Genomic DNA, 22,879 nt, shown 5'->3' with positions numbered 1-22,879 from the left:
TCGGATGAAGCAGTGAAGGCGGGACCTTTATGTGGTCTGCTATTACGGAGGCATACAATGACACAAATCAAATCACCTGCAGTCCCATCCATATGGCGTGGTAGAAAGCGCAAAAATGTTAGCTTGGTAAACGGTAAAAGAAGTCTATTCACACGCATAATGATTGTTGGATCGGGACTTCTTATTGCGTGTCTCATATTGTTTGCAATTGCGCCAGAATGGATTGCACCCTATTCTCCGACCGAAATGAATACAACCGTCATTCTTAAGGAGCCTAGTGGCAGCTATTGGCTCGGGACGGATTATTTCGGTCGGGATATTTTCAGCTTAATCGTATTTGGCAGTAGGGACGCCCTTTTAATCGGAATTTCGGCCGTCCTATTAGGCGGTAGTGTTGGTGCGATAATTGGTGCAGTTGCTGGATATGCGGGCCGTATGATTGATTCCATTCTAATGCGATTAATTGATACGCTGATGACGATACCGGGTATTCTTTTGGCACTTACGATCTCAGCTGTACTGGGACCAAGCAAGTTCAATTTGATTATAGCCGTCAGTGTGTCAGGCATACCAGGATTTGCTCGCGTAATACGAGGACAAGTGCTTGCGATTAAGAGTCGCCCGTTCATCGAAGCTGCGAGAGCTAATGGAACTTCACATTTCAGTATCTTATTTCGTCATATTGCGCCCCACGCGTTTTCCTCTTTGCTTATTATGGGGACGATGGGCGTAGGTAGCGCCATCTTAATGGGCTCTGGTCTGAGCTTTCTAGGGCTGGGCAGTATAAATGAAATTCCCGATTGGGGTGGCTTGCTTTCACAGGGAAGAAGCTATATTTCTGTTGCTTGGTGGATTGCAACCTTTCCTGGTCTTGCCATTACATTATTAGTTGTATCGATAAATCTTCTTGGGGACGAGCTACAAGCAGCAGTTGGCCCTCGAAAAGGCTGAACGAATGGAGGGGATATCAGATGAACAATGTGTTGGATATTAAACAGCTATCTGTCGATTTCATGACGCCTCAAGGATCACGAAATACGGTGAATGATGTAAATCTGACTATTGCCCCTGGAGAGACCCTTTGTCTAGTAGGAGAGTCAGGAAGCGGGAAAACGATTACCTCTCTGTCGGTGATGCGACTCATTGAATACGATAATGGGCATATCACTAAAGGATCGGTCAGCCTGAATGGGCTCAACCTGGCAGAGCTTAGTCGTGGTGAACTTCGAAAGCTACGCGGCAAAAAAATAGCGATGATCTTTCAAGAGCCCATGACGGCGCTTGCTGATTCATCATGGACTTGGGAAGCGGGAGGAAGCTTGGAACCGATCAATCAAGCTGCTAGAGAGAGTAGGGATCTCGGATGCAGCGCTACGGATGAAGCAGCATCCGCATGAGCTGTCGGGAGGGATGCGGCAGCGTGTGATGATTGCTATGGCCTTAGCTTGCGGCCCAGAATTGCTAATTGCTGATGAGCCGACGACAGCGCTTGATGTGACGATTCAAGCTCAGATTCTTCAGCTTCTGCGTGAGCTGAAGGTGGAGTTCAACATGTCCATTTTACTCATTACACATGATTTGGGTGTCGCAGCGGAGATGGCTGATCGGATAGCGGTAATGTATGCCGGTAAAGTTGTTGAGGTATCGGATGTTGGATCGTTATACACAAAGCCGCTACATCCGTATACACGTGGCTTGCTGCAGTCCATTACTACATTAGAAAGCGATCGTAATAAGCCGTTGTATCACATTCCAGGTGCAATACCGAGTCTAGCTGATTTGCCCAAAGGCTGCAGGTTTCATCCGAGGTGCGAGTTTGCTACAGATCGGTGCCGGTCTGAAGAACCGCCTACTGTCAGCACAGACACGGGGACAGTTGCATGTTGGCACGCTGATCAGATGGCAGAGCTTCCGCTTGTCATTGAGCAACAACTTAATGAGTCTAGTAAGGAAGCAACTGAATACTTGAATCAAATTGATGATAAACCTGAAGTGCTAATAGAAGCGATAAATGTAACGAAGCATTTTTCAATGAATAATGGATTTCTTTCAAGGAGCAAGCGTTCAGTTCGCGCAATTGATGGGGTTTCCCTGCAAATATATAAAGGGGAAACGATTGGTCTAGTTGGGGAGTCCGGTAGCGGTAAATCTACACTTGGGCGCGTGCTTCTTCAATTGGAGAAAGCCACGTCAGGTCAAATAAAATGGGGAGAACTCGACCTCGTCAAGGCAAAGCCACAGGAAATAAGGAGCTTGCGTCGTGAAATGCAAATGGTGTTTCAAGATCCGCAGAGCTCAGTCAATTCGCGATGGAAAGTGGTAGATATAATAGGAGAGCCTCTACGTGTTCATCTCTCTTTATCTGCTAAAAAGCGGAGAGAGAAGGTCGAAGCGCTTATGAGTCTAGTAGGGCTGGATCCTTCTTGGGCCAATCGATACCCACATGAATTTTCCGGAGGGCAGCGTCAACGTATCGGCATCGCCCGCGCCATTGCATTAGATCCGAAATTCATTGTGCTGGACGAGGCGGTGTCTGCCTTGGATGTATCCGTACAGGCTCAAATCATTAATTTACTCCAAGACCTGCAGCGTAGACTTGGGCTTACTTATTTGTTTATTGCCCATGGTCTGCATGTTGTCCGGCATTTGTCGGATAGGGTTGGAGTGATGTATTTGGGGAATCTTGTAGAGCTTGCCCCAACAGAAGTGCTGTTTGCTTCTCCAGCACATCCTTATACGCATGCGCTAATGTCGGCTATTCCCATTCCTGATCCTTCTAGAAAAAAAGAGTACATGCCGTTAAATGGAGAAATCCCATCTCAAGCAAATCGAGCTTCTGGCTGCCCATTTCACCCGAGATGCCCAGCTGCCTCTGAGAAATGTAGAGCAGAAGCACCTGCTTGGCGGAATATTGGCACTCAACATAGTGTGGCATGTCATCATCCTAGAGTGTAGTAAAAAGAGTGTAAATAATGTTCCGAATCTGGAGGAGAGATGTTAATGAGCGTAGCAGATTATCCAGTAAAAAAGAATAATATCCAAATTCGAGATGCAATTACTGAGGACTACGATTCAGTCATTCAAGTACTGCAGGATGCTTGGGAGAAGTATTCCTTGTTGCACCCTGATATTAGTGAATTGCTTAAGCAATCTCTGCTTTCTTACGCAGAGCCTGGTCCGCAGGAGCGCATTGTTGCTGAGCTGGAAGGTCAAATTGTTGGAACAGCAGAAATATTTCATTCCGCAGATAGTGCCTACGATGGCTATAAACAGGCTATTGCAACACCAATATTGCGAAGATTGGCTGTATTACCGGAGTGGCAGGGGAAAGGAATTGCGACACAGCTTATCCAAGAAAGTGCAAAGCGAGCAATAAAAGCTGGAGCTAGCAGTCTGTATCTGCATACTTCTGCAGAAAGCAATGCATCGGCTGTTAGGCTGTATGAACAGCTGGGCTTCACACGCTCAAGCGATCAAGATATTAATCAAGGTGTTTATTCAATTGAAGGATACCGACTTGATTTGTAAGTAAGATTTCGTATGAGGAGGAGTATAAGATGAGTCGTAGAAAGCTTAAACTTGCCGTCAATCTACGCGGAGCCGGAGGAAGTATGTCTGAATGGAGGCATCCAGATTCTAAGGCTGATGCTAGCGTGGATTTCGAGCTTTATAAGAAGTGGGCACAGAAGGCCGAAGCTTCGCTGCTCGATGTTATTTTCATTGCTGATGGTTTATATATTTCAGAGCAGTCTATGCCGCATTTTTTAAATCGGTTTGAACCGATCTCTTTATTGAGTGCTCTAGCGGCAGTAACTTCTAATATTGGCCTTGTAGGTACATTATCCTCCACATACAGTGAACCGTTTACGGTAGCGCGTCAATTCGCAACGCTTGATAAAATTAGTAATGGACGGGCTGGATGGAATGTAGTCACATCAGGACTGCTTGATGAAGCTGCAAATAATTATAATGGCAAAAGTATTGAGCATGATGCGAAATATAAAATGGCAACAGAATATTTGGAAGTAATTAAAGGATTATGGGATTCGTGGGAAGACGATGCTTTTGTGCGGAATAAGGAAACCGGTGTGTTCTTTGATCCTGCTAAGATGCACACGCTTAATCACAAAGGGGAGTATTTTTCAGTTAAAGGTCCGCTAAACATTGATCGTTCTCCTCAAGGGCAGCCCGTTATTTTTCAAGCTGGACTGTCTGAAACCGGTCGAAACTTTGCGGCACAAGTAGCGGATGCAATCTACGCCATTCCACAGACATTAGAAGAGGGAGTAGCGTTCAGGGAGGATCTGCGAAGAAGGGCAGTTTCTTTTGGTAGATCAGCTGATGATATTCTTGTATTCCCTAACATATCTCCAGTGGTGGGGAAAACCGCTGAAGAGGCTGAGCAAAAGTATCAGGCTATTGCGAATTTAGTAACGATAGAGCATGCTCTAAAATATACAAGTCGCTTCTTTAACCACCATGATCTAACGCAGTATCCACTGGATGAACCAGCGTTGAATTTGATTGATCTGATACCAGACCAACAAGGGACATTCAAAAATTTCACAGCAGATTTAAAAAGCGGGAAGACACTTCGCCAGCTTGCTCTAGAAGCGACTACACCACGAAGTCCGTTCATGGGCACAGCTGAACAGGTCGCAGATCTGATGCAACAATGGTTTGAAGCAGGGGCGGCGGACGGATTTATGTTAGTACAGTTCGGACCGTTTGGACTAGAGGATTTCTTGGATGGAGTCGTTCCCATCCTGCAGGAACGTGGTATATTCCGCAAGGAATATGAGAGCTCTACACTTAGAGGGAATCTTGGAATAAAAGTCCCGGTAAATCGTTATTCAGCAACATTAAATGCGTGACACAAACAGTTGCTTAAGAACAAGAACACTTGAATATTCAAAGAAAAACGAGCCTCTAGAATCGCTTTTAGAGGCTCGTTTCGTATGTTAATCTGCGCTGGCAGTGATATGCTCCCACTTCTCATATTCTTCGAGCATGGAATTCAACTGTGTCCGGGCCATAACTAAACCCATGCTGCCCAAAGCCAGTCTTCTTGGAGGGTTTTCTGTACCAGCGATATCGGCAACAGCTGACATTGCTCTTTCCAAGTTTCCGTAAGGAGCATTTTCAGCAAGTCCATTCCACCAGTCATAGCTAGCCTGATAATCTGGGATCTTGCTTGTAATCTCTAAAGTATTCGCTTGGAAGCCTGTTTTAAACCCTGCCGGTTCAACAAGCGTGATGTCGATTCCGAGTGCTTTCACTTCAGATGCCAAGCCGTCGCTCATGTTTTCAAGAGCTGCTTTGGAGCTGCAGTAGATAGGGATGGTCGGTAAGCTTTGTACGCCTCCCATGGAAGAAATGTTGATAATATGTCCCGCGCGATGCTGCCTCATTTGAGGGAGAACGGCTTGAATGACGCTGACTACGCCAAAAACATTCGTTTCATACTGTTCACGAACTTGAGCCAGTGAAACTTCTTCGAAGGTTCCCATTTGACAGTAACCAGCATTGTTAATTAGAACATCAATGCGACCATATTGAGTGGTTGCGTCTTCGATAACCTGCGTAACCATTTCAGGATTCGTAATATCCAGCGCTACAACGTTAACATTGCTATATTTTATTAATTCAGGATCGGCCTTCGTTGTATTTCGCATAGTAGCCACAACATTCCATTCACGCTTAGCGAACTGAAGCGCTAATTCTTTACCGAACCCTGTTGACGTACCTGTTATTAGGACAGTTTTACTCATTTTAGTACCTCCTGATGTTTGTGAGTGTATTTCTTAAATGCAATGCCAATGCTACTACTTAAAGTCGCCTTTAAGTCAAATGGTATTTTTATGATGAACTATCACTGAATAAAATTCCTCTGCGGATTCGCCTGCTGCTAATTTATGGCTTATAGAAATTAGCGATTGACTTAAAGTGCACTTTAAGTGGTAAGATGTTTAACTAGCAACAGCAATTAAATGATTTGTGAGGAGTGCAGCAATTGAAGTTATCTATTGGTGAAGCCTCGGAAATATTGGCATGCCCAGCTTCCACTATTCGTTATTATGAGAAGGAAGGTCTCCTTCCATTAATACAGCGTGATCAAAGTGGGAAACGATATTTTACACAAACCGATTTAGATTGGATTAAGTTAATCACTTGCTTTCGTGCTACAGGAATGAAGCTCGTAGATCTGAAAAAAATTGTAGAACTGTCATTACAAGGGGAAGAAACGATACCCGAAAGGAAAAAGATTTTAAAAGAGCACCAAAAAGAACTACACAGAAAGCAAACAGAATTGAATAAAGCCTTTGAGGCTATTTTGCATAAGCTAAATATTTATGACCATATAGAGCAGGAAAGGATAACTTCGCCGAATGGAATATACCAGGGGGATAACTGTTAAAAGGTTTAAAGCAGGGAGGAGAGCCAAGTTGGGATACTTAATCGTAGCCGTTGTTATCATTATTGTAGGTGCTTTATTGGTGTTAAATTATTATCCTCCGTTAGGTGGGAAAAGCTCGAAGGAAAGCTGGCAGAGAATTAAAGCATCCCCTAATTTTGTTGATGGAAAGTTCCGTAATCAAATCCCAACATCAATGGATTTAAGTGTTAAGGACACTGTAAAGCTCCTCGGGAAACAGATTAAGGGGCATCCACAGGCTAGACCTCAAAGTCAAATTCCAATAGATCCTTTTGATTCTAAATTATTTACTGAAAATAGTGCAGATCAAATCATATGGTTTGGACATTCCACCTTATTAGTTAAAGTAAATGAAGTGAAAATACTGATAGATCCCGTATTTAGCAAATATGCCTCGCCTGTCCCTAAGTTTGGTCCAAAACGCTATAGTAAGAACCTTCCAGCAGAAGTTGAAGATTTACCGAAAATTGATGCTGTAATTATATCTCATGATCATTACGATCATCTTGATTATAAAACGATTCGCAAGCTGAGAGGCAAAGTGGATAAGTTTATCGTTCCATTAGGTGTTGCAGGGCATTTGGTTCGATGGGGTGTGAAGCCGGAAAATATTGTTGAGTTAGATTGGTGGGACGAAGTTAATTATCAAGGGCTTACGATAGCTAGTACACCAGCACGACATTTTTCGGGACGAAGTCTTGGTCGTGGAGGGACTACTTTGTGGAGCTCTTGGGTCATTGTTAGCGAAAAAGCCAAAATATATTTCAATGGTGATAGCGGTTATGGGCCTCATTTCAAAGAGATCGGTAATAAGTATGGACCATTCGATGTTACATTAATGGAAAGTGGTCAATACAATGAAAATTGGTCGGGTATTCACATGATGCCGGAGGAAACGGTACAAGCCAATGCCGATGTTCAGGGGAAGCTTATGATACCTATTCACTGGGGAGCGTTTACGTTAGCTTTGCATAGCTGGACGGACCCCATCGAGCGAGTGACAAAAGCTGCTCATGAGCTAGGAACAGAAATATCGACACCTAGAATTGGGGAAACATTTATTGTTGGAGCAAAGGAATATCCTACCTCAAGCTGGTGGAAGTAATTTAACATAGGAGGTTTGAAATGAGTACGAAAAATGAGATTATTTTAGGGTATGGCGAGTGGATCAATTTTGCAAAAAATCTTAATCAATATGAAGAAACAACATGGCTAACACCGCTTGGTCAAGATAAGTGGACGGTAAAAGAGGTGCTCGGTCATCTTTTATTGTGGGACAAGTATATACATGAAGAAGTTACTAGCCCTATTTTGCAAAATAAAACGTTAGGATTATCAGAGGATACTGATATTGAAGAATTCAATCGCGAAGCAGGGAGATGGGCTTTAAGCAAATCTAAGGATGAAATCGTTAGCGAATTAATATCTTCAAGAAGAGTTGTTTTGGAAGATCTACAGATGATACCTGAAGAAGGTTTCACAAATGTATATAAGGATACAAATGCGAATCCTTTTGTATTGAAAGATTTTATAATCGAAATGACAAGACATGATAATCATCACAAGAAACAAGTTGAAGCCGTTTTGTAGAAATGATAAGCTCATACAAAAAATAACAATGTTATGCAAATACTATGCCTGATAAGATCTACCGTTTCCTATGGAATGGTACATCTTATCAGGTTTTTTGCGTTTACAGCTTGTAGCTCTGGCGGCTTGACTTGGAGTGTACTCCAAGTTGTACAGTTAACATGTCACTATTTTTCAGCAACAAGGGTAGAATTGGACAAGGCGCTCTAATAAACTCAAAATCGGGAGTTGTGTTATAATCATTAGGAAAAGGGGGTGCTTACTGATGGAGAGTCTCATAAGATTGTCTGGTACTTCTTCAACTCATGCAAAGCCTGTTATTGGAAAAGCGTTACTTTGCGTGGGGCTAAACATTTTATAGCGCTTAATAAGCTTTTCTAATACTTTGGCTTTGCACCTTATTTTTAATTATCAAATAAGGGAGCGGGCGAAGTTGAAATATATAAACGCGACAAAGATATTACCTGAAGAGTTAATTATGGAAATTCAGAAATATGTTCAGGGTGAGGCTCTTTACATTCCTAAGCAAGAAAAGGAATATAAGAACTGGGGAAGCTTAAGTGGTGGAAGACAGCTGCTGGATCAGCGAAATGCCGCTATTAGAAATGCTTTTATGAGCAATAGCAGTATCGAGCAGCTTGCCAAGGAATATTTCCTCTCCGTAGAAACCATTAAGAGAATTGTTTATTCACATAAGGAATAAGGATAAAGCGGCACTGGTGAGAGTTTCTCATCAGTGCTTTTTTGTAAAATTTCATCGACCGGTGGTTGAGAAGGAAGTAAATTCCGCATACCGAATACGATCTCGCTTATGGCTTCGTACATGCAAGAGGGAAATATGTATCCTAGCTAACGAACCGTATCGTGCTTATTACCGATAAATGGACTACTTATTTGTTCTTACGAACTCCAGTGGCGCTATTGAGGAAAATATAGGAGGAAAGGCGCTACTTTTACTGGATAAGGTGTGTGGAGTTCGTTAAAATATAAAACAATTAGATTTTAATCAAATAAGAGTTACTGAATTCGTAAGCCATTTGTTATATGTTACGCAATCCATTTCTGAATAACCTCCGACATAAACGTTGAACGCCGTGAAAGGACGGCATCAGCCCTTTATACTTAAAAATAAGAAAGCTGCTTTCGATTTTATTGTTAAAAATTTCATATTTGGGGTCGACATATATAGTAATTGACATATACTAATGACCATGTTATATATGAATATGCATGATATTTTATAATGTTATATTCTATTTGCTTGTTTGGAAATTGAGAGTACTCTCATTCAGCGTGAGAAAATATAAAAGTGGTGATACAAATTATTGATAGAAAATCATCTGTTCCTATGTATGAGCAGATTGCTCAAATTATAAGGGATGAGATTTTTCAGAGAAAATACGGGGATTTTGGATGTATTGGCAAACACTCAGAGATTGCTGAGCGCTTCGATGTGAGTATTATTACTGTTAGAGCTGCCATTCAGAAGCTAGCTGATGAGGGTTTAGTAATAATAAAGCAGGGCAAAGGGACGTTTGTTCAAAAATTAGTCATTAAAGATAAGCTTAACCGACTGACGGGTGTTTCGAATATCATGCTGGAGGCCAATATAGCCTCTACTGTTTTGGTAAAATCAATTAGCGAAATTGATACACCCTCACATTTTGAACAATCGGTCAAATCGGCTCTAGGAGAAAGATGTTATTATATAAATAGGGTTCATTTGGTTGAAAATACTGTCGTTGGTTTTGCAAGACTCTATGTTCCATTAGAATATGGTCGGCATTTTTCCAAAAATGATATTGAAAGCAGTACCATTTATCGACTTTATCAAGATAAACTTGGAATTTCTTTAGGAAAAGGAATTCAACGAATTAGAGCATCGAAGGCAGATAAGTTTTTAGCCTCGGAAATGAACCTAAAGCAAGGCACTCCTTTGCTTTATATTCAAAGAGAATCCTATTGTTCAAATAAAAAATTGATTGAGTTTATGGAGCTTAATTTTGAGTACACTCAATATGAATTTATTGTTGAACTTGATCTAAGTGCGCTGTAGTCTCCACAGCTTGCGCCATAGTTGTCGTTATGTTTGATTTTTAAAAATACAAATTAGCGTAAACCACCACCTGCTTAGGTAGGTGGTTTTTTGCATTGATTTCTACGATTAATGCCGTGGAATATCCATTCTGCAACAATCTATTATTTTAGCCCTCGGTAGTCTATTGACTTTTATATTATATAATATTATATTAGATAACATTATTATTCATTAATTACATGTGTTTAGTAGGAATTAAAAATGACTAGCTCATGTTATACGAAAAGTCTAGCGCTGCGGACTTATCTAAGGAGGTGCAAGGAGTCGGCAGATCGTCGACGTTCATCGCAGCGACGTCATTCTAGACTGAAATGGTCGGAGATGGCAGAAGCTGCGCGGTGTGGATTGTTATACGGATTGTCAAATCATAATGTAAAGAGGAGCCAAGCAAATGAAGAAAATCATATCAGGTATACTTGCTGCAACCTTGTCGTTAACTTTAATTACGGGATGCGCGACCAAGACAGAAAGTCCAAATGCGCAAACAGCAAGTCCAGAGGCAAGTACGGCCAGTCCAGCGGCAAGTGTGGCAGGTTCAGATGAGAATTCTTATATTAATGTGATCAGCGGTGAGCCTTCTGTATTGAATACTAGCAAGTTCAAAGGGCTTAACGACAGAAAGGTTTTCTATAACGTTCTTGAGCCGCTGACAAGAGTGCAAGAAGGTAAAGCAACCGCAGCTGGTGCAGAGAGCTGGGAAGTGTCCGAGGATGGAAAAACATATACGTTTCATTTACGTGAAAACTATTGGAGCGATGGAGTGAAGGTTAGAGCGCAGGATTATGCCTATGCCATTGCACAGCAGGCGACACCTCAAAATGCGTTTTCGTTTGCTTCAGATTATTTCTTCATTAAGAATTACGAGCAGGTTTACAATGGGGAGCTGGACGTCAGCAGCCTCGGCGTACAAGTGAAGGATGATTTAACCCTTGTGCTTGAGCTTGGTAATCCGGATGCGTCGGTTTTGACCACGCAAATTTTCCCTCAGAGAGAAGACTACATAAAGAAATACGGCGATAAGTTAGGCACAGAAGCCGAAACAGTCATTGCTTGCGGTCCTTTTACTCTTACTTCATGGGTGCATAATAGCGAACTGAATTTTGAGAAGAACAGCAAGTACTGGGATGCCGATAACGTCAAGCTACAAAAATTCAGCTTCAAAATTATTCCGGAGCCTTCTGCCCAGTATGCTTCGTTTGAAAATGGTTCATTGGATTATTTAACGGTGTCCAATGCAGACTATATTGCGAAATTTAATAAAAATACAAAACTGACAAGTGTTCAAAAGGCACCTGCAAGAACAGCCGTCATCAACTTTAACCTTAATGACGCATTATTTAAAAATAAAAATGTGAGGCTTGCCTTTTCGCTCGCACTGAATAGAGAAACGATTGCTGCTGATTTGAACAATGGGCTCACTAAACCTGCCTATGGCCTAATCGCACCGGCAACTTCAGTCGGCCAATACAACTTCCGTAGTGATATCGAGGAACCGCTTCTTGCTATTTCGAAGGAAAACAGCGATCCCAAGGCATTGCTCATTAAAGGATTGCAGGAATTGGGACTTAACACAGACCCGTCGACACATACGGTTACTGTGAACTTGGGCGGAACGGATTCAACGTCCAAGACTAAAGGCGAATTTTATCAAGAATTGTGGAATAAAGCGCTCGGTCTGAAAATCAAGCTAGCCTTCAATGACAGCGCAACCCACTTTGCAACGCTCGATCAAGGGAAATACCAGGCTGGTATTGTTTCATGGGGAGCTGATCCAGAACCTAAGTTTGTGTTGTCCCGTTGGGTTGGAGGGGGAGTAACAGGCTGGAAGAACTCCGATTATGATGACTATGTCTCCAAGGCTTCCCAGACGGTTGACGATAAAGAAAGACTTGCACTATATGCCAAAGCTGAAGCACTTATCATCAGTGAATCCGTAGTAGCGCCGATTGAATATTCGAGTGAACTAGTTTATTCATACAAGTACATTAAAGGGATTCCTAACAGTCCTTTTGATGACACCGGCCTAAAAAATATTTATACCGAAGGAAGATAATGGAGTGATAGTGCGAAAACTGACAGACATCTGCCAGTTTTCGCAACTCACGAAGAGGCGATAGAATGCTAAGTTATTCCATAAAAAGAATTGGTTACATGCTGATTGTCACATTTGTCGTGATTACGATCACGTTTTTTCTAATTCATATGATTCCGGGAGATCCGATACAGGCGATGGTCCAGGATCTGCCTGAAGAGACAAGAGGCGTATATTTGAAAGTATACGGCTTCGATCAGCCGCTATATGTTCAATACATTAAATATATGAAGCAGTTGGTTGTCGGAGATTTGGGGCAGTCTCTGCGTTATCCAGGGAGAACCGTTTCACATATCATCACGACATACGCGCCAATATCCGCTGCAGTTGGCGGTATAGCACTGGCAATCGGTTTTGTTGTCGGCATAATCTTGGGCGTTATTGCGGCGCTCAAACTGAATCGGTGGTCTGACAGGACGATCATGATACTAGCATTAGCCGGCACAACCCTTCCAGTATTTGTAGCTGCAACTCTGCTTCAATATGTATTGACAGTCGTTTGGCCCATTTTCCCCACAACAGGCTGGGGAGGTATTGAGTACATGGTTTTGCCAGTGATATGTATGTGTGCCGATCCTATCGCAAGCTATGCTCGATATATGCGTTCAAGTGTTCTGGATGTCACTAACCAGGACTACATATTGACAGCGCAAGCAAAAGGGGTTAGTGATTTTCGCATCGTTACGCATCATGTTCTTAGAAATTCATTGATTCCCTGCTTAACTATGCTTGGTACGAGCGTATCCGGAATTTTCGCGGGATCCTTTATTGTTGAGACGATCTTTGCCATACCGGGGCTTGGCAGTTACTTCATTAGCGCAATCAATGACAGAGATTATTCCATGGTATTAGGCTTGAATGTGGTATTTACAGGTATCTATATCATAACCGTGCTGTTGACTGATATTGTCATCTCTATCGTCGACCCAAGAATCAGATTTGAGAAAAATATATAGGAAAGGCTAGACCCTATGTCAAATGAACAATTGCTTCAAGAAGATTTTCGAATTATCGGATATGATCGTGAAAATGGCGAAAGCTTAGCTAGACGTCCCGTTAATTACTGGCAAAGTGGATGGACTCGGTTGAAACAAAATCGGGTTGCGGTCACGGCTTCGTTCGTGCTCCTAGTTATCATATTGATGACGATTATCGGCCCCTATATAAGCGGATACAAGATGGAAGACACGAACATTTTGTTTAAGAACAAATGGCCAAGCTTGACTAACTGGTTTGGGACAGATCAACTGGGGCGTGATTTATTTACGCGTGTAAGCATTGGCGGGCGGGTCTCGATTGTTATTGGCATATTGGGAGCGCTAATCGTGACAGTAGTTGGTTGCTTATATGGCGGTATGGCTGCTTATTTCGGCGGTACAATCGATATGATTATGATGCGAATGGTTGAAGTTCTGAAGAGTGTGCCGCATCTTCTGGTTGTTATTATGATTTCTATTGTGCTGAGCAGCAAAAGCATTCCGGTTCTGCTATTCGCGATGACTATTACAGGCTGGTGCTCCACGGCCCAATTAGTACGTTCGCAAATGCTCCAGTTAAGCCGCAGCGAGTATGTCATGGCGGCGAAAATTATGAGTGTTCCACCTTTGAAAATCGTTGTAAAGCACCTGATTCCTAATTCTATAAGTGTCATTATTGTTCATATTACATTTCGCATACCTGGATTTATTTTCGGGGAAGCATTCCTAAGCTATGTGGGGCTAGGTGTACAATCGCCTGCTACAAGCTGGGGTGCGCTTGCTTCCGCAGCTTCGGGTTCAATCATGTTTTATCCTTATCAAATCTTTTTCCCGACATTGTTTATTGCCTTAACCATGTTGTGTTTTACACTGATTGGCGACGGGCTTCGAGATGCGCTTGATCCCAAGCTTTGGAGGTAAATGAATGCAATGGGTGTGCTTTTGTCCGTAAAAAACTTGAGTATTTCATTTCAGACTGCGTCAGGCGAATTAAAGGCGGTTCGAAATGTTAGCTTTGATGTTGGAGAAAGAGAGACTCTAGCAATTGTTGGAGAATCCGGTTGCGGAAAAACAGTTACTACGAAATCAATCCTCAGGCTTCATTCTCGCGATGGCGGCGTTGTAAAGGACGATTCGCAAATCATTTTTGAAGATCAGAATCTAATTACGATGAGCAAGAAGGAGCTCAACCAGATTCGCGGGAACAGCATCAGTATGATTTTTCAGGATTCCATGACTTCATTGAATCCAACGATAACAATCGGTAAGCAAATAGCCGAGTCGATGTTCATTCACAAAAAGGCGGGCAGAGCCGAAGCCATGCTGCGGGCCAAGGAACTTTTGAAAATGGTCGGTATACCGGATGTTGAAGAGCGAGTGAATAACTTTCCACATCAGCTTTCCGGAGGAATGAGACAGCGTGTCATGATTGCGATGGCGATAGCATGCAAACCTAAGCTCCTGATTGCCGATGAACCAACGACTGCTCTTGATGTTACGGTGCAGGCTCAGATGTTGGATCTTTTGCGCGAGCTGCAGAAGAGTGTCGGGATGTCTGTCATTCTTGTTACACACGATTTTGGAGTTGTCGCAGATTTCGCTGATCGAATTCAGGTTATGTATGCTGGTCATATTATCGAACGGGGTCTTAAAAATGAAATCTTTCAGCAGCCTAAGCATCCTTATACTTGGGCGCTGTTGAACTCGATTCCGGCAAGGGCGCTTCAACGAAAAAGCGAGTTGTATTCCATCAAAGGAACACCACCCGATTTGTCGTTGCCGCTCAGCGGATGCCCATTCTCCGCGCGGTGCGAATATTGTATGCCTATTTGTAAAAAGCGTCTTCCAGAAGAAACCTATTTATCGCAAACGCATGGTGTATCCTGCTGGCTGACACACGAGCTGGCTCCGAAGGTGGATATGCCGAAATTAGACGGGGGATGAAAAAGATGTCTGATCAAGAGAACCCCTTGCTTTCTGTTAAGGAACTAACAAAATATTATCACGCGAAAAAAGGCGCTGTTGTAAAGGCTGTCGACAATGTATCGTTTGATATTATGCGTGGTGAAACCTTTAGTCTTGTAGGAGAGTCCGGCTGCGGCAAAACCACTTGCGGCAGAACCATTCTGGGAGTTTATCCAAAAACCTCCGGCAATATTATTTACGACGGTTTGGAAACCTCCACTTTTTCCAAGAAACAAAAGAAAGTGTTCAGCAAGCAAGCACAGATGATTTTTCAAGATCCGTATTCCTGTCTTGACCCACGAATGACGATTAGCTCGATCATTCAAGAAGGGATTCATGAGCACTTTAGCATGAGCGCCGCTCAAAAGCACGAACGGGTACTCGATTTGCTCAATAAGGTGGGACTTCGTTCAGATTTTGTTTCACGCTTTCCCCATGAATTGTCGGGCGGCCAACGCCAACGTGTCGGCATTGCAAGAGCGCTTGCTCTTGACCCGCAATTCATTGTATGTGACGAGCCGATTGCTGCGCTGGACGTTTCCATTCAGGCACAGATCATTAATTTGTTGATCAGCCTTCAACGCGAGCTAAAGCTGACCTATCTATTTATATCGCATGATCTTTCTATGGTTCGTCATATCTCAGATAGAATCGGCGTAATGTATTTGGGCTCCATTGTAGAGCTTTCTGGAACGAATGACATCTACCGAAATCCGCTGCATCCTTATACGCAAGCGCTTTTTTCTGCGATATTAGCTACGAATATTTTTTCCGGCTCTGAAAATAAACGCATCCGGCTTGAGGGTGAAGTGCCTAGCCCTGTCAATCCTCCGTCTGGCTGCAAGTTCAGAACCCGTTGCCAATATGCCAAAGACGTTTGTTCTAGCGAGATTCCAACGCTTAAAGAAATCGAAACAGGTCACTTTGTTGCCTGCCATTTATATTGAATCTATGAACTAAGAAAGGATTGAGCGTTCTAATGAAAGGTACGTATATTGCAGATATCCCTTATCCAAAAGCAAAAGAACTAATCCATTCAGATACTATTGTTATGCTTCCAATTGGAGGCGGTAGCAAAGAGCATGGCGATCATCTGCCGATGGGAACCGATTTGCATGTGACAAACAAGGTTGCGGGGCTTATTGTGGAAAGATTTCCTGTGCTTTGCCTCCCGACCCTGCCGTATTCGTATTTCCCTGCGTTTGTCGATTTCGAGGGCAGCGTTAATGTTCAAGCTACACACGTTATTGATTTCGTTAAGGACATCCTGCTCTCATTTGTACGTTTTGGAGTCAAAAAGTTTTTGATTCTCGATGGCGGAGTTTCCACACAGATTCCCATGAAGCTGTTATGCACAACGATGAACAATGACTATGGCGTAAAAGTGGCGTTAACGAATGTTTTGGGGCTTGGAAAAGAAGTGGAGAACGAAATATGCGAACAACCGAGAGGCGGACACGGCGACGAGAGCGAAACCTCCTGTATGCTCTACATTAACGATAAGCTGGTTGATATGAGTAAGGCTGTTGAGGAGTACATGCCAATTTTAAAAGGCACAGTGGTGAATGGAATAGACAAGGTTTATTTCCCAAGTAGAATGACGACCCCAACGGGGATCAATGGCAACAGTACCCTTGCCACACATGAGAAAGGCGAAAAAATCATTCAAGCTATGGCAAATGATGTTGTGGCTTTTCTTGAGTTTTTTAAGGACTATAAGGATGATTAAAAGCTGGAGGACTAATACGAATGGATAAAGCGGGTTACATTCTCAACAATACGAACAGTATCATAACCCCTGCACTTGTATGTTACAAAGAGATTATTGAAGAAAATACCCGTAAAACAATCGAGCTTGCAGGCGGAGTTGATCGGCTTTGGCCCCATGTAAAAACGCATAAGATGAGCGCATTAGTAAAGCTTCAACAAAGCTTGGGAATTACAAGATTCAAATGCGCCACACTTTCGGAAGCTGAAATGGTAGCCCAATGCGGCTCAGAACATATTTTAGTCGCTTATCCCCTGGTGGGGCCTAACATTTTACGTTTTGTTGAATTACAAAAAGCGTATCCCGAGAGCCGATTTTGGGCTGTAGGTGACGATTATGACCAGCTATCTAAGCTTGCTGAAGCGTCGTTAAATGCGGGATTTCTGACCCGTGTATTGATCGATGTCAATCTAGGTATGGATCGAACTGGTGTTTCTTTAGAATTAGTGGAGGATTTGTTTATCAAATGCGCTGCAATATCAGGTCTTGATGTGCAAGGCTTGCACTGTTTTAACGGTAATTTCAAAATTTCAGATCACTCCCTTCGTCAGAAGGAGGTTGATAAAACGGCAACAATGATTTTCAAGATTCGGTCATCATTACTAAGTCAGCATTATAATTGCCATACAATCGTTGTCGGTAGTACCCCGTCCATTCCATGCTACACCGAGTATGAAAATATATTTTTGTCCCCGGGTACGTCGTTTATTACAGATAGAGGATACTCAAGCATGTTTAAAGATCTAGAGTTCGAGACGGGGGCACTTGTCCTTACAAGAGTGATTAGCCGGGCGGCGCCGGGATTGTTCACTTTGGATTTAGGCTATAAAAGTATAGCGGCCGATCCTCCGGGCTCGCGAGGTATCATCCTAGGCTTGGAAGACGCTAAGCAGGTTATTCATTGCGAAGAGCACTGGACATTCCAAATGAAACCTGGAGATGAGGATTTGACGCCTGAGGTCGGCACCTTGCTCTATGTGTTTCCAACGCACATTTGTCCGACGATCGCGCTTTATCCTTATGCATGGGTAGCGGAGCATGGGGAAATAACAGCGCAGTGGGAAATTACGGCCCGTGATCGGAAAATAACGATTTAATGAGACTAAGGACGGAGGCAGAATGATGGATAATTTGTTATTTAAAACACACGACTTGTCCCAGATTCTCGATGAGAAGGAAATCGCAACAGCGGATGCCTATTGTGAGCATTATAAAGCCTTTTTAAGCGCAGCCAAAACCGAAAGAGAAACGGTATCTCAAGCGATAGAGCGGGCTGAAGCGCAAGGTTTTTCAATATATGATTCTGACAAAGCGCTGAAGCCTGGAGATAAAATCTACTACAATAACCGTGGAAAAGCATTGATTTTGGCTGTTATCGGGACAGAGCCCATTTCATCGGGCATATCGATTGTAGCTGCACACACAGATTCTCCAAGACTTGATATCAAAGTAAATCCTTTGTATGAAAATCATAATTTAGCCTATTTCGATACGCATTATTATGGCGGAATAAAAAAATACCAATGGACGGCTCTGCCGCTAGCGTTGCATGGTGTAGTTGTTAGTAAAGATGGGGTTACCCATCATATCAACATTGGCGAAGACCCTACCGATCCGATTTTTTGTATAACGGATTTATTGCCTCATCTGGCGGAAGAACAAATGAAGCGGACTGGGGCGGTCGTTGTTAAGGGCGAGGATTTAGACGTATTAGTCGGTTCCCGAAGCCTTAAAGGCGCTACCGGAGATGAGCTAACCAAGCTGAATATTCTTAAGATTTTGAATGAAAAGTACGGAATTACGGAGAGTGACTTTGTCTCAGCGGAGCTGGAAATTGTCCCTGCTTTTCCCGCTAGGGATATAGGGTTTGACCGAAGCCTCGTTGGCGCATATGGACAAGATGACCGAGTATGCACTTATACAGCCTTGACTGCTATTTTATCTATTAACCAACCGTCATTTACAGCACTTACAATATTAACGGATAAAGAAGAAGTAGGTTCCACCGGTAATACGGGAGCACAGTCATCATTTATTAGAGATTTTATTGAAGATATTACTGAAAATTTGCATGGTAACATACGTCGTGTATTAAGCAATACGTTCTGTTTATCGGCGGATGTTATTGCAACTTATGATCCTATCTATCCAGAGGTTACGGATTATAGAAATACTGCCGTATTAAATCGTGGTGTTGTTTTATCAAAATACAGAGGGCTTCGTGGAAAAGTTGAGACAAATGATACATCAGCTGAGTTTATGGCAATGGTCCGCAGTATTTTTGACGAGGGAAACGTCAACTGGCAAATTGGCGAGGGTGGCAAGGTCGATGCTGGTGGAGGTAAAACAATCGCTAAGTTTATAGCTGCTAATCTTAATGTGGAAACATTAGATGTAGGAGTTCCTATTCTTTCCATGCATGCTCCGCTGGAGGTTGTGTCAAAACTCGATGTTTACATGGCGCATAGAGCCTATTCTGCATTCTTTGAGCGCGCGTAGTCTGGCTTTGCGATAATCTCCTCCATAAAACCGTCAGGGAAACGAATTATTCCCTGGCGGTTTTCCTTATTTCAACAATGAATCTAAGTCATTATTGGCATATAAATAGCTGTCTACGTTGTTTAAAATATGATTATTAGCGATGGGACAGGCTGGCTCTGAATAAAACGAAGACTAGCACATCATAATGAATGGTGTGATATAGAAAGAAAGCGAGGAAGTAATAAACGATGAGTGAGCAAAAAAACAGAAGCAGACATTTGATTGATCCAGAAATTATCCGTGCGGTTGATTTAATTCAAACAACTGATCTTACTGAATCATTGTTAATGGAATCACGACAAAGTGCAGCAAAAATGTTACCTCAAATAGATGTTACGCAGCTGTTCCCAGTTACTTTTGAAGAAAAAACAGTACCAAGCTATTTTGGAGGTCCAGATATACGCATAGAAATCATTAAACCAATCCAGTCAAAGCACAAGAAGCTGCCATTATTTTATTCCATTCACGGCGGCGGAATGGTTATGGGAAGTCCAGTTGGTGATCGTACAGCTAACGCGACACTTGCTTCCCAGCACGGTTTTTGCTGTGTATCAGTCTATTATCGATTGGCACCAGAGCATGCTCAGCCGAGTCAGCTACAGGATTGTTACTCGGGTCTAAAATGGTGTATTGAACATGCCGAGGAATTAGCGATAGATACTCAGAAAGTGGCCATAGCTGGAAGCAGCGCTGGTGGGGGATTAGCAGCAGGGCTAGCCATATACATTCGTGATCAGAAGGAATTTGATATCCATCATCTAAGATTACGTAACCCCATGCTTGATGACCGTACAAGTATTGCGCCAGAGCATCCATACGCTGGTGAGTTTGTTTGGACACAACGAAGTAATTATTTTGGCTGGAAATCTGTTTTAGGACATGAACCTGGTCAAGACGAGGTTAGTGAGTATTATGTACCCGCGCGTGCAAAATCACTAGCTGGGTTACCACCTACTTATATAAGTATAGGTAGCATTGATTTATTCATCGATGAAGCTTTATTGTTTACAAAACAACTGGTTTTTGATGGTGTTTTAGTGGAATTACATGTACACCCTGGGTACCATCATTTGTCCCCGATGTTTCCTGAAGCCCATTATTCAATAGAAGGTACGAAAACGAGTGAATGGGCTTTGCTGAATGCGCTGGATTTACTTTAAAGTGGAACGATTAACCTTCCCGTCAATGAATCATTGGCGGGTTTTGTTATTCCGTTGGAGTCTACCCTAAAGCGGATTGACTAACGGTGAAATTCAAGATAAGATGAAACCGTCGTTTAGTGAATTAGTAAATAAGTAAAACGGGATGAGGGAGTTAAAATGAAAATACCTACTACCTTGAAGCATAAGCCAGTTGTCGTATCGGAAAATTATGAGAAGGTTGACGGCCGATTGGCTGGAAATACAGACGCGAAAGGTCTTTCCCTGGGATTGGCCCAGTGGAACGATAGAGGAAAGGTCGATATTTCGGCCAAGGTATGGAGATACACGGGAGAAAAATGGTCAAGGCAATCGGAGGAGCTACCACTCCATCGCGTTCTTGATTTGTCCATTTTAATTTGCCGGTCTTTGGAGCATTTTCGCGAAGCCTATCGATATAAGGATTTATATGACCCAGAGCAGCCTGTTATCGACCGGGTTGGTTTGCAAGGGGATGCGATGACCGTGGCGGTATGTACGGACAATGAGAAAATTAATGAAGATATTAAGCTATTCAGCCAAGCTCTCAACGATGACGATGAAATGATCAGCGAGCGGTTGAGAACGTTGTCAAAAATATTAAAGGATTTAGGATATTGAAATGTTTGTTAGATTACCATAAATATGATAACAAGTGGCAGTCAATCGGGACAAAGTATGTCCACGTGACTGCCACCACTTTTGATAGGGATTATATCCACTGAAAGGTGCTTACATCCTTGGAGGAGCCTCGTTAACCTCGATCAGTGTAAATCATTAAACTGGACGTGTCTATTACAGAATTACGTTTTCCTCACCTGGAACAATTTCTATATTGGTGATTAGGTTATCTGCGACAGTAAAAAAATAATAAAACAGCTGAGGACTGCCCGGAAAATTTCCGCTGGTTAGGGAAGTTACAATTACTATTCCGTGCTTGTCTTCCACTTTTGTGATTTTGGATATCAGCTTAAATTCGTCATTTGAGTCTCCGCGCCACTTTCTAATAGCTTCAATCCCATTGAAATGATTGTTTTCACCGATATCGTGAACGTGAGCATCCTTTGCAATGCATTCATCAATGACAAGATTATCATTGGTATTTAGCGAATCCATGTAAATTGCAATTGGTTTTGGTAGTGGAAAAGACATTATTATTCCTCCTTATTAACTCAATTTTATCATTTATAACTGGACAACAGTATGTCATGTTAAAGAGAAGACCATCCCTGTAACCGGAATAATTCCGGTAGGGGATGGTCTTCTCTTTATATCCGCGCTTGAATGGATCGGGAGTATTCGGAAGGAGTTTGGTCCGTTACATGCTTGAAGTGGCGTGAGAAGCTATGAATGCTTGTATATTGCAAAATCTCGGCAATTTCAGTGAAATTATGCTGGCGCTCGCGAATGAGAGATTTGGCTTTTTCTATTTTCAAGTTTTTATAATACTTAATAATGCTTTGACCGGTTTTCTGTTTGAATAAACGGACAATAAAAGTTTTGCTAATATGCAGGTGGTCACACATTTGCTCGAGAGTAAGATCTCCAGCCACGTTAGCCTCCATATACGCAATCAGCTTGCTGATCACATCGTTCTCGCTGCGCTCTTTTGCCGCCGTGGATAGACGATTTCCGCCGGTATCGGCATATCCCTGCGAGATAATACTCATGAGCAGTAATTCTAGATGGATCCGAATATATTGCTCCGCACCGAAAGAAGCATCTAGCTTTTTTATTAGCTGGTTATTTCTCGGATCGTCGAATGGAGGCTCAAAGGCGAGAAAGCCATATTTGACAGTCGATGCGAGTAGGTTGCGTTCTCGATCTCCGAGGTTAAACATTTTGTTCTCGAAGAAATGCATGATAGGACTGAGACATTCGAAAGTAACGACGACGATGTTAGGAGCGTTCCGGTTATTAGCCCATAGGCTGTGGTGCTCGTTGGGCTTGTGGAAGATGATATCGCCTTGCTTGAGTAGGTAGCCTTTATCGTCTGCTGTTACTTCTATCTCACCTGCATCTACGTAAACGAGCTCCCAGAAATCGTGCTGCTCGCCCTCGAATATATAATCTTTAGCGAATTCGAAATAATGCAGCGTAAAGAGATGGGTTATTTCCAATTCCAGCTTGAGCTTGGTTTTCGTAAAATCCATTGTTGGATGTCCTCCATAACTAGGAGTGGGGCGCTAGCATCTCTATCTGCTATAAGGTTCTCTCAGGAAGGTATAGATTCC

General features: G+C 42.6%; 23 protein-coding genes. 20 read left to right on the top strand and 3 right to left on the bottom strand.

What is annotated here, in order from left to right; genetic code table 11:
* Positions 1-57: 57 nt before the first annotated feature.
* The 5 genes from KCTCHS21_RS22725 to KCTCHS21_RS22710 are packed head-to-tail and all read left to right on the top strand — an operon-like array spanning position 58 to position 4,874.
* Positions 58-951 carry an ABC transporter permease gene (locus KCTCHS21_RS22725; RefSeq protein WP_130613705.1) on the top strand — a complete coding sequence of 298 codons (894 nt, stop codon included), beginning with the start codon at positions 58-60 and terminating at the stop codon, positions 949-951.
* Between the two features lie 20 nt (positions 952-971).
* Positions 972-1,397, top strand: a complete 426-nt coding sequence (locus KCTCHS21_RS32050) for an ATP-binding cassette domain-containing protein (RefSeq protein WP_179952633.1) — start codon at positions 972-974, stop codon at positions 1,395-1,397.
* On the top strand, positions 1,282-2,955 hold the full coding sequence (locus tag KCTCHS21_RS31985; RefSeq protein WP_331871370.1) for an ABC transporter ATP-binding protein: 1,674 nt from the start codon (positions 1,282-1,284) through the stop codon (positions 2,953-2,955). Before KCTCHS21_RS32050 ends, KCTCHS21_RS31985 begins: the two co-directional genes overlap by 116 nt.
* A 45-nt stretch (positions 2,956-3,000) precedes the next feature.
* Positions 3,001-3,528: a GNAT family N-acetyltransferase gene (locus tag KCTCHS21_RS22715; RefSeq protein WP_157994105.1), complete on the top strand. Its 528-nt coding sequence runs from the start codon at positions 3,001-3,003 to the stop codon at positions 3,526-3,528.
* 29 nt (positions 3,529-3,557) lie between these two features.
* Positions 3,558-4,874, top strand: coding sequence for an LLM class flavin-dependent oxidoreductase (locus KCTCHS21_RS22710; protein ID WP_130613701.1), 1,317 nt, complete (start codon positions 3,558-3,560; stop codon positions 4,872-4,874).
* Positions 4,875-4,961: 87 nt separating this feature from the next.
* Here the strand turns inward: KCTCHS21_RS22710 and KCTCHS21_RS22705 are convergent, their stop codons facing one another.
* Entirely contained in the window at positions 4,962-5,771 is an 810-nt protein-coding gene (locus KCTCHS21_RS22705) for an SDR family NAD(P)-dependent oxidoreductase (protein ID WP_130613699.1), read from the bottom strand.
* 242 nt (positions 5,772-6,013) lie between these two features.
* On the opposite strand from KCTCHS21_RS22705, the gene KCTCHS21_RS22700 reads away from it, so the two are divergent.
* The 15 genes from KCTCHS21_RS22700 (at position 6,014) to KCTCHS21_RS22630 (ending at position 21,266) form a co-directional block, all read left to right on the top strand.
* The gene (locus KCTCHS21_RS22700) at positions 6,014-6,418 is read left to right on the top strand and encodes a MerR family transcriptional regulator (protein WP_130613697.1); all 405 of its coding nucleotides are present in this window, start codon (positions 6,014-6,016) and stop codon (positions 6,416-6,418) included.
* A 28-nt stretch (positions 6,419-6,446) separates the two neighbouring features.
* Positions 6,447-7,541 (top strand): MBL fold metallo-hydrolase, encoded by a 1,095-nt coding sequence (locus tag KCTCHS21_RS22695; protein ID WP_232057927.1) that lies wholly within the window; start codon positions 6,447-6,449, stop codon positions 7,539-7,541.
* A 20-nt stretch (positions 7,542-7,561) separates the two neighbouring features.
* Positions 7,562-8,026, top strand: a complete 465-nt coding sequence (locus KCTCHS21_RS22690; RefSeq protein WP_130613693.1) for a DinB family protein — start codon at positions 7,562-7,564, stop codon at positions 8,024-8,026.
* 433 nt (positions 8,027-8,459) lie between these two features.
* Complete coding sequence (locus tag KCTCHS21_RS22685) at positions 8,460-8,729, top strand: CD3324 family protein (protein WP_130613691.1); 270 nt, start codon at positions 8,460-8,462, stop codon at positions 8,727-8,729.
* Between the two features lie 609 nt (positions 8,730-9,338).
* A complete protein-coding gene (locus KCTCHS21_RS22680; RefSeq protein ID WP_130613689.1) occupies positions 9,339-10,082 on the top strand; it encodes a GntR family transcriptional regulator in 744 nt (247 codons plus the stop codon).
* Positions 10,083-10,515: 433 nt separating this feature from the next.
* Positions 10,516-12,177, top strand: coding sequence for a peptide ABC transporter substrate-binding protein (locus tag KCTCHS21_RS22675; RefSeq protein WP_130613687.1), 1,662 nt, complete (start codon positions 10,516-10,518; stop codon positions 12,175-12,177).
* A gap of 65 nt (positions 12,178-12,242) precedes the next feature.
* Positions 12,243-13,172, top strand: a complete 930-nt coding sequence (locus KCTCHS21_RS22670; RefSeq protein WP_130613685.1) for an ABC transporter permease — start codon at positions 12,243-12,245, stop codon at positions 13,170-13,172.
* A gap of 15 nt (positions 13,173-13,187) precedes the next feature.
* Complete coding sequence (locus tag KCTCHS21_RS22665; RefSeq protein ID WP_130613683.1) at positions 13,188-14,114, top strand: ABC transporter permease; 927 nt, start codon at positions 13,188-13,190, stop codon at positions 14,112-14,114.
* 36 nt (positions 14,115-14,150) lie between these two features.
* Positions 14,151-15,137 (top strand): ABC transporter ATP-binding protein, encoded by a 987-nt coding sequence (locus KCTCHS21_RS22660; protein ID WP_331871369.1) that lies wholly within the window; start codon positions 14,151-14,153, stop codon positions 15,135-15,137.
* A gap of 5 nt (positions 15,138-15,142) precedes the next feature.
* Positions 15,143-16,105, top strand: a complete 963-nt coding sequence (locus KCTCHS21_RS22655; protein WP_130613681.1) for an ABC transporter ATP-binding protein — start codon at positions 15,143-15,145, stop codon at positions 16,103-16,105.
* 32 nt (positions 16,106-16,137) lie between these two features.
* Positions 16,138-16,887 (top strand): creatininase family protein, encoded by a 750-nt coding sequence (locus tag KCTCHS21_RS22650; protein ID WP_130613679.1) that lies wholly within the window; start codon positions 16,138-16,140, stop codon positions 16,885-16,887.
* A 20-nt stretch (positions 16,888-16,907) separates the two neighbouring features.
* Positions 16,908-18,023 carry a D-TA family PLP-dependent enzyme gene (locus KCTCHS21_RS22645; protein ID WP_130613677.1) on the top strand — a complete coding sequence of 372 codons (1,116 nt, stop codon included), beginning with the start codon at positions 16,908-16,910 and terminating at the stop codon, positions 18,021-18,023.
* A gap of 22 nt (positions 18,024-18,045) precedes the next feature.
* Positions 18,046-19,425 carry an aminopeptidase gene (locus tag KCTCHS21_RS22640; protein ID WP_130613675.1) on the top strand — a complete coding sequence of 460 codons (1,380 nt, stop codon included), beginning with the start codon at positions 18,046-18,048 and terminating at the stop codon, positions 19,423-19,425.
* Positions 19,426-19,655: 230 nt separating this feature from the next.
* Positions 19,656-20,627, top strand: coding sequence for an alpha/beta hydrolase fold domain-containing protein (locus KCTCHS21_RS22635; protein ID WP_130613673.1), 972 nt, complete (start codon positions 19,656-19,658; stop codon positions 20,625-20,627).
* A 159-nt stretch (positions 20,628-20,786) separates the two neighbouring features.
* On the top strand, positions 20,787-21,266 hold the full coding sequence (locus KCTCHS21_RS22630; RefSeq protein ID WP_130613670.1) for a DUF6530 family protein: 480 nt from the start codon (positions 20,787-20,789) through the stop codon (positions 21,264-21,266).
* Between the two features lie 174 nt (positions 21,267-21,440).
* Here the strand turns inward: KCTCHS21_RS22630 and KCTCHS21_RS22625 are convergent, their stop codons facing one another.
* A complete protein-coding gene (locus KCTCHS21_RS22625) occupies positions 21,441-21,797 on the bottom strand; it encodes a hypothetical protein (RefSeq protein ID WP_130613668.1) in 357 nt (118 codons plus the stop codon).
* 116 nt (positions 21,798-21,913) lie between these two features.
* Positions 21,914-22,798, bottom strand: coding sequence for an AraC family transcriptional regulator (locus KCTCHS21_RS22620; RefSeq protein ID WP_130613665.1), 885 nt, complete (start codon positions 22,796-22,798; stop codon positions 21,914-21,916).
* Between the last annotated feature and the right edge of the window lie 81 nt (positions 22,799-22,879).

The organism is Cohnella abietis, from assembly GCF_004295585.1.
In the GTDB taxonomy this organism is placed as follows: domain Bacteria; phylum Bacillota; class Bacilli; order Paenibacillales; family Paenibacillaceae; genus Cohnella; species Cohnella abietis.
The sequence above is the reverse complement of the archived record's forward strand: the minus strand, read 5'-3'. Positions and strand labels throughout refer to the sequence as shown.